Raw genomic sequence first — 9,062 nt, 5'->3', positions numbered from 1 at the left:
GCACGCATGCGCGCCCGCCAAACCCGAAAGGCCACCCGATGACCGGCCCGATCACGCACTACGGAAACGACCCCATGGGCGCCCCCACCACCCACACCGGGACCCGCGACAACTGCCCCGCACCCGAATGCGGCCCCGACCCCGTACAAGACGAGCCCGAAATCGTCGTCCTCTGCGGCAGCACCGAGTTCATGGACGAGTTCACCGAGACGAACCTCCGCCTCACCGCAGGCAGCAACGACACCCCGTCGGCCATCGTCCTGTCCTTGGGGTGCAACCTTCGGCAACCGCACGAACTCTGGGCGGACCCGAAGGACGCGGAGGCGTTGAAGCGCCGCCTGGACGCCGTACACAAGGCGAAGATCCGCCTCGCGGACCGGGTCGTGATCGTCGGCACGCGCATCGGAACATCCACCACGGCCGAGATCGCGTACGCCCGCGCCCTTGGCAAGCCCATCGAGTTCCTCCACCCCCACGTCGACCCGAACGCCCAATGGGGCGTCTGGTGCCAGCACGGCGAACACATCGTCGAAGCCGATCCGGACACGACCGACCCCGACGGCGGGACCGTCGGCAGGCTCGTCGACCCGTGGCCCTGCACCGCTGACGGATGCACCGCCGAAGCGTTCGAGGAGAGCGAGCGGGCGCGCGAAGAGGACTACTACACATCCCTCAACGAGATCGCAGCGGACGTGCACCGATGACCGAGACCAGCGCCGAACGCGGCCAGGCGGAAGGGATCATTACCCGCCTGCGTGCCGAGCTGGCTGCCTCCGAGCGCATCCGGGAGAACGCGGACTTCCACCTCGGGCAGGAGATGGCCCGCCGCCAGCTCGCCGAGAAGGAATCCGGCCGCCTGCGCGCCGAGCTGGAGCAGGCCCGGACCGCCAAGGCGCGCGTGACCGAACTGCATCAGCAGTACCGCTTCGCCGGGGACGGCACCACGGACTACTGCGCGCACTGCAACCAGATCAGTGGCGGATGGGTTCCGTGGCCGTGCCCGACGCTCACCGCCCTCACCGCCGCCCGGTCCGGTGGACAGTCTGCGACGGAGTGGGACCGGGCCGTCGCAGAAGCCGAGGCCGCAGGTGTCGTCTTCGGCGCCCCGGACTGCTCGTGTGCACCGTTCGTCCGTCAGGACGGCGTGACCCGCTACTGCGACCCGGACGACACCGTCGACCAAATCAGCGGCTGGGAACGGCGCCCCGACTGCCCGTACCACGCGCCCCCGGCCGCCGAGGCCAACGAGGGGGCCGCCCCGTGAAGCACCTCTGGGAGCACGACCACCCGTACTACTGCGAGCGAGGCAACTACTTCAAAACCGGCCTGCACACCCTGTGCGACTCATGGGCCGACTTCACCGAGACGCTGTTCTGCACCGGAGACCGCGACCAGAACCTCCTCATCCGGTGGGACTGGCATTCGTGGACACGCCAACCTGACCCCGACCTGCGGGATGAAGGCCCTGACGAACTGGTGCTGTTCTTCGTGCTGCAACGCAAGGCGCTGCTGTGCTCCGTCGGTATCAACGTCACCGATGACGACGAGACGGCCGTACGTGCGTGGCTGTACGAGTGCGCCGTGGCGATGCGGGACACGTGGGAGCCGTTCCTGGACGCCCTGGATGGCACAACCACCGAAGGGACCGCCCCGTGACGACCGTGACCCCGAACCCGCCATCCCCGTACGCCGACGCCGACCCCACGCTCCGGCATATGTTCCCCTCCCCGTTCGGTCCACCCCTCCCTGGACACCTCGCCCCCACCGGCTGCAACCGCCTCGCCGTCGTACCCCCCGAGACCTCCATCACCACCGCAGTCAACGTCCCCAGGGCTGCCGGCTTCTGTCCCGGCTGTATCGCCGACCTGTTCGGCCAGGAACCCCCGGAGGACATCCGGCCCGTCGCGAACTGCCGGGACTGCGACGCGACGACGGACCACGACGGGCTGTGCGCGATGTGCCGCATGGACGCGCACGACGAGTGGTGGCCCACCCGCGACACCAAGGAGGCGTGACCCATGGGAGCAGCTCTGCACCTCGCCCACGTCCAGCAGATGCCCGTACGGAAACGCCGACGCAAGGGGGGCGGCGGTTCCGGAGACGGCTACGACGCCCTCGTCGCCAGGGTCTACCGAGACGACCGAATGACCCCCCAAGCCCGCGAACTCATCCTGCTCCTCGCATGGCTGTCAGCACGCGACCCCGAGCGGTACGACGCCGAAGGCAACCGTGCCAGATGGCGGGACCGCGCATCAAAGATCCTCGGAGAGTACGGGCCCGGCCCACGGAAGGAATCCCGCCTGGCGGACCTGCTGTACGCCGACCGCCCCCGCTACGAGATCGAACGTGACGGCTGGGAGACGAGGCAGTGCGCCGCGCCGATGATCCGCCGGGACGGACTCTGCGGACAGCACGGCGTTGAACACGACTACACCGTGGACCAGGACACGGGGTGGCTCACCGCCGTCTGGTACTGCCGCCGTCACGAAGCGTGGGGCCGCGCCCTTCACGCTGAACGCGTCGCCAATCCCGGACCGGAGCCCATCCCGAACGCAGGCGGACTCATCACCTCGTACCTCATGTCCGAGGGTCAGGAGCAGGCTTGGGCGCGGCTGTACAAGGAAGCGGCCGAGTGGAAGCGCGACCGGTCCTGGGAGCCGTCGAAGGTGTACGGGGTTCGTGCAGACGACTGGCCCACCCCCGGCCGGGAGCCTGTTCCGCAGCGTGCCCGGCTCCGGCTCGTCATCGGCGACCTCGACACCGGCCCGGTCTGATGGGCCGCGTCGTGGGGCTGATCCTGCCCGCCCTGTCCGCAGTCGCGTTCCTCGCCGGCGCCATCTGGGTCGCCCGGCACCGGAAGGACCTCTGATGCCTGACATGCCCACCGTCATCAAGACGACCCCGACCGAACTCCGCGCCCAGCGCGCCCAGCTCATCGCGTCCACCGGCCTGACCGAGAGCGTTCTGGGTGAGCGCGGCGACGCGTTCCAGCTGTACCCCGAGCACGCCGCCGTGTGGGAGACCGTGAAGGGCATCGACTACCTGCTCGCGGGCGAAGTGGACGAACCGCACGTCGGTCAAGCAGCCCCGAGCCTCACGGAGATGGTGACCATGAGCAACGAACAGAGCCGCGAGGACTGGGCGGGCGAGCAGCACCTCCGAGCCCAGGACCGCGCTGTGCACTGGGCCGACCGTGCCGTCCTGGAGCACGAGGAGGCGGAACACCACCTCGCCGCAGCCCGAGACTTGGCCCGGAAGCCCTTCTCCAGCGATCTAGTTAGCACGGAGCGCACCCAAGCCCGCGAACACGCCGAGCTGTCCACCGGCGCTCGGCAGCTTGCCGAGATGTGGGCGCAGGTCGCCGAATCACTCCTGGCACGCTGAGTAGCGCGCAGACGAACCGACGCCCACCGGCGGTCTGGTGCAGGTCGGCTGGTGCTGCTGGCGGTGCCACGGCATCGTCACCCAGGCGTGCCGCAGCGACAACGTGCCCGTTCACGTACCGGCCAACTGGGTCGACCACATGCGGCTGGAGATCGCGCAGCGCGAGGAAGGCGACTTCGACGACCCGGACCCGGGGGAACGAACCGGGTGATCAAGGCGAGCATGGACACATGGCCCCTCCCGAGGAAACACCCCGCCCCAACCCGTGCACGGCATTCCTGACCGCCGCGACAAGCATGCAGACCGCCATGAACAAAATCGGCGAAGGCGTGGCGCAGTTCTGCCACGCAGCGCGCGGCGTGCGCCCCAAGGCCGCACCGATGCGGATCGCTGTAGTGCTGAACCCCGCGAACGCCGAGGAGATCGGCCGGCAAGTCGACCAGATCATGCGACGTGCCCAACGGGAGGACAGCATCTGATGCCCAAGTTCTCAGCGCGGCCCGAGGTTCGTATCCGGCAGATCCCCGGCGACCCTCGGTTGCATGTCACCGTGGGCACCGACACGATCAGCGGACGCATCAATGGCGCCAGCATCACCATCAACGCCGGCGACTTCCCCATCGTGGCCGTAGAACTCGACACCGGGCACCCCTGGGGCGGAGCCCACTGGCGGGAGCCGTCCGTGACTCTCGTCGAAGTCGAGGCGACCCGGATTTACGCCGACGACATTGCCAACCTCACCCTGGATGACGGCAAGCTCGGCGACCACCAGTTCGCGGCGGCAATGAGAGCCCTCGCGGACTGCCTCAACACCGCCCCCGTTCCCCCTTGCGAGCACGACTCCGTTGTCGACGTCAGTACCGTCGGGGCCCCACAGGCGGTCGGTGTGTGCGAGCAGTGCGGCACGTCCATGGTCGCCGACTACATCCGCGTTGAGACGGTCGGGGACTGGAGGCCCAGGACGTGAGCGGGCAGGTGACCCACCACACCGCGTCAGCGGTGCTCGTCACCGAACGGGGCCAGGTGCTGCACCTCCCCGAGGTGCCCTGCCCGTACACGGTCACACCGTCCGACACCGAAACCCCGCCGGACAAGTGCCCCCAGTGCGGGACGATCATGACGGTAAACGGCGAAGGCGCGTGGGTCCCCGCATAACCGGGCGCATTGTCAGTCCCTCGTGGCACACTGCTCGTGGCTGGAATGTCACTTGGTCGCGACACCGGCACGCTTCACCCCCGGTGCCCCGGACTCGCCCCCCAGGCGGTACGGACCCCATCGGGACGCAGTCACCACGGTGGCCGCAACGCCGTACGCCCGCCTCACGTCCCCCGTAGGCGGGCGTACCTGCGCTCACCGCACCACCGGGCCCCTCCCATACCGCAACCCCTCCTGCGGCCACCAATACGCCCGATGCGCACCCCCGCCGGCCTCCGGCATCCGAATCGTCACGTAATACGCCACCCTGCCGTCCGGGTAGTCCGCGCGCGCCCCGACAGGGCAGTACTGCCACCGGCCGTTGACCCGCACCCGCAGGAGAGGCTCCTGCCCGTAGTCCCAGCACCGCATCGTCGGTGGCGGCCCGTGCTCCTCACGGTATGGCGGGGTCCGCTCGGGCTCGGACGTGGGCTGCACAGGAGGAGGATCGAACATGCAGGCGACGATACGACGCGGGCAGCAACAAGCCCCCGGTCAGATCGACCGGAGGCTTGACCGCGCAGACTTGCCGCACCTCGCGGCTACCGGCGCCAAACGTTGACCTTCTCCGTCGACAGCAGCGGAGCACCTTCTGGGCCTTTCACATATGACGGCACCCACGTCTGACGCCGCAGCGATCGTTCGGGCCCGTATGCCTGGTTCCGCCAGTGCCCGCCCACGATCCACCGGTGCCGGTAGCGGCGGCCGTCGGTACCGGCGTCCGGATCCCGGTCCTGCGGGGTGTACTGGCGGCGCAGATCCACGACGCTTACCTCGGGGGATGGCACGCCATCCCTGATGTACGCCCGCGCGGTCGTCTTGTCGGCCTGCTCTTGGTTCCGGTCGACGAGTAGCGGCTGCTGCATGAGCAGCCAGGCCGCAGCTAGGGCAGCGACAACGGTCTGCGGGAGTTGGCGGTCGACTTCTGCCAGGGACAGGGGCTCATTGGTGACGGGGATCGCCGCCCCGTAGACCGGGACTAGCGGCGGGATCTCTTCCATGACCAAGGCGTAGCGGCCGATGCGTTCCACCTCGCCGGCGAGCCGGGCGCGCGACATCAGGAGCCAGAGCAGCATCTTCCCCTGGTACGGCCCCCACGCGCAGGCTTCCACGGGGATCTCGACCCCAGCACTTTCGATGTGCCCGATGCCGTCTTCCCAGAACAACAGGCCGCATGGGGAAGGCCGATCGGCGGTCGCCCACCGGGCGGCTGCCAACTGGGCGCCGGAGTGGACAGCCAGCGCGGCCATGTCTTTGCTCACCCAGAACAGGTCGCCCGCTTTCATGCTCGCCGCTAGCGTGTCCAGCCCTGGCGCGTTCGCCGATCCGGTGTGCGCCCGGATCGGCGAGTCGGGGTCATCCAGGTGTCGCAGGAGTTGGCGGCGGGCCTTCGGAAGGCCGCTCGGGCGCAGTGTCACGCTTGCGCCTTCTTGCCGCCGCCAACTCCCTGGCCGGGCCGCGCTTCGTGCGCGGCCCGCACCTCGCCGGACAGGTAGTAAGCCTGCACGCGGCCGGAGTCGGGGTTCGTCTTGTGGACGGCTGCTTTGACACCCCAGGCGGACATCTTCTTCCGGGCCGTAGCGTTCGCCGTCGGGGTCTTGTAGCCGAGTTCCTGGGCGACACGATCGGCCGACCACAGTTCGTACCGGGCGACGATCTCCCACAGGTCGATGTCGTCGACGATGCCCTTGATGTCGAGCTCGCCGTGCTCGTTGAGGAGGTAGCCGTCGAAGTCCTGGTCATCTGTGTAGGCGGGGCCGATGAACTCGTCTCCGGCCAGGGCGACGGAGGCCGGAAGGGCGTCGTTGATCGCGTTGCGGTAGGCGCTGACGATCCCGTCGAAATCGAATCCGTCGGCTCCCTCGGACCCGAACGCCTCGGTGACGGAGTGTTCCAGGCCGCTGGCGTACTGGTCGATGTGGTTGTTCCACGTGCCGTAGCTGGTGTTGGTGACGTAGGACATGGCGGTTCCTTCCGGTACGGATCGGAGATCAGAGGGCGGTGATCGCGGCGCGGATGCCGTCGACGGTCATCTCCCAGATGTCCTCGCGGGTGGCGATGCGGGGTGTGCTGTAGCCGTATCGGCAGTGGAGCTTGCCGTCGGCGGCGTCAAACCAGACCTTGTCGATCGCTCCGAGGAAGAGGCCGGCCTGGCGGTTTGCGATCTTGTCGCCGTCCCAGGCTGCCCAGGAGATGTTGCCGGTGCCGTAGGTGGTGACTTCGAGGCCGGCGAATGCGGCCCAGTCGTTGATGTAGACGCGGTCCATGCCGTTCTTCTGCCAGCGGGAGCCGCCGATGGCGACCATGCTCTCGGTGGTGAAGACGGCCGGCTTGGCGGGCCGCTTCATGGCGCCGATGGCGATGCGGCGGGCGAGGGATGCGGTGTCGATGATCCAGCGGCCGGCGGTCTTGGTGGCGGCGATGACACCGTTGCGGGCCCAGGTGCGGATGGTGGCGACGGTGACGTTGGCGGTCTGGGCTGCGGTGGTGGTGTTCATCGGGGTCTCCTTCTCCCTTGCGATGACTCCACTATGACTCACGTGAGTCGAAGTGTCAAGGGTCGTGACCCGGCAAGTCGCAAGAGCGTTGAGCAGACATGACCAACAACGACCAACTCGCCCGCCTCTGGAACCGAACCGACCTCACCAACGCGCAGATCGCCACCAAGCTCGGCGTCTCAAGAAACACACTCCACAAACGCGCCCTGGCCGCCGGCCTACCCAAACGACGGACCGGCCGGCCCCCCGGATCCACCGACCAAATCGCCGCCTACCAATGGACGCAGAAACGAGAAGCCCGCCTCACTGAGCTGTGGCCAAGCCCCGAACTCACCATCGAACAGATCGCCGCAGACCTAGGCACCACATACGCTTCCGCCCAGGCCCGAGCCCGAAAACTCGGGCTGCCCCACCATCCGCAGCGCACAAGAGCCGCCTCCGTAGACGGCGACCTTCTGACGCTCCTCTGGTGCGACACCGCCCTCCCCCTGGAAGCCATCGCGCAACGGCTCGGCATCAGCACGTCAACGCTGCAAAGGAGAGCGAAAGGCATGGGGCTGATTCCGGGATCGGAACGAAGCGTCCGATCCCGAACGCACGAAAGCGGCCCCATCCCCGATAACGGGAACAGAGCCGCTTACCCTCCAGGCACCAACGACCGTACTACCGGCCCCGGTCCACATACGGGGTGATGACGCTCCCGACGTGCGCCGCCAGCAGCCCGGCACGCACCCGGTCAGGGAGGCCAGGCGCAGCAGCCAGGGACGACACCAGTAACCCCGGCGACAGCACGTACACCGGGCCGTGCGGTGTGGGCGCCTCCAAGTGCCCGCCGGCTACCGGCGACCCGTGAACCACAACCAGGGGCCGGACATGCGCCTCCGGGAGTCCCAGCGCTGCGGCGACCGTGTGCGCGTACCCCGCGACCTTCTCGATCTGCTTGTGCCGGTCCTCGCTCCCGCAGTGCACCCGGCCGTTCACGAGAAACGTCGTCCACGACTTGCGCCACGCCTTCGTGTCCAGCACCACGACCGCCGTACCGCACGGAGACGCCAGGACATGGTCGAGGTTGAACAGGCGGCCCGGCAGGGCCATGTCGTGCCACATCGTCCACCCCGACGGCTCGAGCTGGGCGAGTAATCGGGCCGTGGCCTCCTCGGCTGCGGCGCCGTGAGCCCAAAGGGCCGCCCGGTTGTCCGCGCGGCGTACCGCACGGCCACCGAGGCCCAGCCATGCCAGGAGGCGCCGCCACAGGCCGCGCCGGGCCTGCGCACGCAATGCCGCAGCGCGAGCGGCAGCCGAAGAACCCGCGCTCATCGCTGGTCTCCTTCGTCGATACGGAAATCGGGCATGCCCTGTCTTCGCTGACGCTCCTCGTACCGGGCGGTGAGGGCGCGCTCGATCGGGTCGGCCAGCAACGCGACGGCAAGGCCGCCCGCAGGGGACGCGACGAAGACGAACTCGGCCGGGAGGTGCATGAACGCGGCGAACGCGAGCCAGAACACCCCGGCCAGGGCGCCGCCGCTGACGACCAGGCCAAGGAACACGATGGTGCTGAAGTGCCTACGGAACACGAGCCCTCCAAGGGGCATGTGACGGCGGGTTACGGGCGGGCGGTGCTGGTGTCGAGGACCAGAGGTCACCGCTTCCCCCCGGCGGCGATCCGGGCCCGGCGCATCTCCGCCCGGTACTCCCGCTCCGCCTCCCAGCACCAGTCACACGGCTTCTCGCCACGGGCCCGGTGCGCAGCGAACCCCGCGTGATCCCCGTGACGGCGTGGTCTCCCGTCCAAAATCCCCGCCTGACAGGCCAGAAGAACTGCATGCGCCTGCGACGTGGCCCCCAGCTTCCTGGCTATCCTCGCCGCGATGCCCTCCACCGATCTAGCGGTCAGGCACCGGTCCTTGGCTATCTGGGGATACTTTGTTCCGTTGGCGTACGCGTAAAGCACCTCCACCTCATCAGGCGTCAGGGGCATCCCGTACT

The 9,062-nt window shown here is 68.5% G+C and carries 17 protein-coding genes; 11 read left to right on the top strand and 6 right to left on the bottom strand.

The genetic code is table 11. The annotated features are described in order from the left end of the window. Window positions 1-38 precede the first annotated feature (38 nt). The 10 genes from ACFWHU_RS34690 to ACFWHU_RS34645 all read left to right on the top strand — a co-directional run bounded on the left by ACFWHU_RS34690 (window position 39) and on the right by ACFWHU_RS34645 (window position 4,539). The gene (locus tag ACFWHU_RS34690; RefSeq protein ID WP_387229953.1) at window positions 39-704 is read left to right on the top strand and encodes a hypothetical protein; all 666 of its coding nucleotides are present in this window, start codon (window positions 39-41) and stop codon (window positions 702-704) included. After that, window positions 701-1,264 (top strand): hypothetical protein, encoded by a 564-nt coding sequence (locus ACFWHU_RS34685; protein WP_387229951.1) that lies wholly within the window; start codon window positions 701-703, stop codon window positions 1,262-1,264. The genes ACFWHU_RS34690 and ACFWHU_RS34685 overlap by 4 nt, the downstream gene beginning before the upstream one ends. Continuing rightward, entirely contained in the window at window positions 1,261-1,656 is a 396-nt protein-coding gene (locus ACFWHU_RS34680) for a hypothetical protein (RefSeq protein WP_387229949.1), read from the top strand. The genes ACFWHU_RS34685 and ACFWHU_RS34680 overlap by 4 nt, the downstream gene beginning before the upstream one ends. Continuing rightward, entirely contained in the window at window positions 1,653-2,015 is a 363-nt protein-coding gene (locus ACFWHU_RS34675) for a hypothetical protein (protein ID WP_387229947.1), read from the top strand. The genes ACFWHU_RS34680 and ACFWHU_RS34675 overlap by 4 nt, the downstream gene beginning before the upstream one ends. A gap of 3 nt (window positions 2,016-2,018) precedes the next feature. Then, window positions 2,019-2,774 carry a hypothetical protein gene (locus ACFWHU_RS34670; protein WP_387229945.1) on the top strand — a complete coding sequence of 252 codons (756 nt, stop codon included), beginning with the start codon at window positions 2,019-2,021 and terminating at the stop codon, window positions 2,772-2,774. Between the two features lie 94 nt (window positions 2,775-2,868). Beyond that, entirely contained in the window at window positions 2,869-3,384 is a 516-nt protein-coding gene (locus ACFWHU_RS34665; protein ID WP_387229943.1) for a hypothetical protein, read from the top strand. Between the two features lie 37 nt (window positions 3,385-3,421). Then, complete coding sequence (locus ACFWHU_RS34660; protein ID WP_387229941.1) at window positions 3,422-3,595, top strand: hypothetical protein; 174 nt, start codon at window positions 3,422-3,424, stop codon at window positions 3,593-3,595. 19 nt (window positions 3,596-3,614) lie between these two features. Next, window positions 3,615-3,863, top strand: a complete 249-nt coding sequence (locus tag ACFWHU_RS34655) for a hypothetical protein (protein ID WP_387229939.1) — start codon at window positions 3,615-3,617, stop codon at window positions 3,861-3,863. After that, window positions 3,863-4,351, top strand: a complete 489-nt coding sequence (locus ACFWHU_RS34650; protein ID WP_387229937.1) for a hypothetical protein — start codon at window positions 3,863-3,865, stop codon at window positions 4,349-4,351. Before ACFWHU_RS34655 ends, ACFWHU_RS34650 begins: the two co-directional genes overlap by 1 nt. Beyond that, on the top strand, window positions 4,348-4,539 hold the full coding sequence (locus ACFWHU_RS34645) for a hypothetical protein (RefSeq protein WP_387229935.1): 192 nt from the start codon (window positions 4,348-4,350) through the stop codon (window positions 4,537-4,539). The genes ACFWHU_RS34650 and ACFWHU_RS34645 overlap by 4 nt, the downstream gene beginning before the upstream one ends. A 581-nt stretch (window positions 4,540-5,120) precedes the next feature. On the opposite strand, the gene ACFWHU_RS34640 is transcribed toward ACFWHU_RS34645, so the two are convergent. The 3 genes from ACFWHU_RS34640 to ACFWHU_RS34630 are packed head-to-tail and all read right to left on the bottom strand — an operon-like array spanning window position 5,121 to window position 7,076. Beyond that, window positions 5,121-5,996, bottom strand: coding sequence for a hypothetical protein (locus ACFWHU_RS34640; protein WP_387229933.1), 876 nt, complete (start codon window positions 5,994-5,996; stop codon window positions 5,121-5,123). Beyond that, window positions 5,993-6,541, bottom strand: coding sequence for a hypothetical protein (locus ACFWHU_RS34635; RefSeq protein ID WP_387229931.1), 549 nt, complete (start codon window positions 6,539-6,541; stop codon window positions 5,993-5,995). The genes ACFWHU_RS34640 and ACFWHU_RS34635 overlap by 4 nt, the downstream gene beginning before the upstream one ends. Window positions 6,542-6,569: 28 nt before the next feature. Then, the gene (locus tag ACFWHU_RS34630; protein ID WP_387229929.1) at window positions 6,570-7,076 is read right to left on the bottom strand and encodes a helix-turn-helix domain-containing protein; all 507 of its coding nucleotides are present in this window, start codon (window positions 7,074-7,076) and stop codon (window positions 6,570-6,572) included. Window positions 7,077-7,174: 98 nt separating this feature from the next. Between ACFWHU_RS34630 and ACFWHU_RS34625 the strand changes: the two genes are divergently transcribed. Continuing rightward, window positions 7,175-7,768 carry a hypothetical protein gene (locus ACFWHU_RS34625; RefSeq protein WP_387229927.1) on the top strand — a complete coding sequence of 198 codons (594 nt, stop codon included), beginning with the start codon at window positions 7,175-7,177 and terminating at the stop codon, window positions 7,766-7,768. Here the strand turns inward: ACFWHU_RS34625 and ACFWHU_RS34620 are convergent. The 3 genes from ACFWHU_RS34620 to ACFWHU_RS34610 all read right to left on the bottom strand — a co-directional run bounded on the left by ACFWHU_RS34620 (window position 7,740) and on the right by ACFWHU_RS34610 (window position 9,054). Then, window positions 7,740-8,393: a nuclease-related domain-containing protein gene (locus tag ACFWHU_RS34620; RefSeq protein ID WP_387229926.1), complete on the bottom strand. Its 654-nt coding sequence runs from the start codon at window positions 8,391-8,393 to the stop codon at window positions 7,740-7,742. The two genes, ACFWHU_RS34625 and ACFWHU_RS34620, sit on opposite strands and share 29 nt — an antisense overlap. After that, on the bottom strand, window positions 8,390-8,650 hold the full coding sequence (locus ACFWHU_RS34615) for a hypothetical protein (protein ID WP_387229924.1): 261 nt from the start codon (window positions 8,648-8,650) through the stop codon (window positions 8,390-8,392). Before ACFWHU_RS34615 ends, ACFWHU_RS34620 begins: the two co-directional genes overlap by 4 nt. Before the next feature lie 65 nt (window positions 8,651-8,715). Then, the gene (locus tag ACFWHU_RS34610; RefSeq protein ID WP_387230062.1) at window positions 8,716-9,054 is read right to left on the bottom strand and encodes a response regulator transcription factor; all 339 of its coding nucleotides are present in this window, start codon (window positions 9,052-9,054) and stop codon (window positions 8,716-8,718) included. Window positions 9,055-9,062: the final 8 nt, after the last annotated feature.

It is taken from the genome of Streptomyces sp. NPDC060366, assembly GCF_042725135.1.
GTDB lineage: Bacteria > Actinomycetota > Actinomycetes > Streptomycetales > Streptomycetaceae > Streptomyces.
The sequence above is the reverse complement of the archived record's forward strand: the minus strand, read 5'-3'. Positions and strand labels throughout refer to the sequence as shown.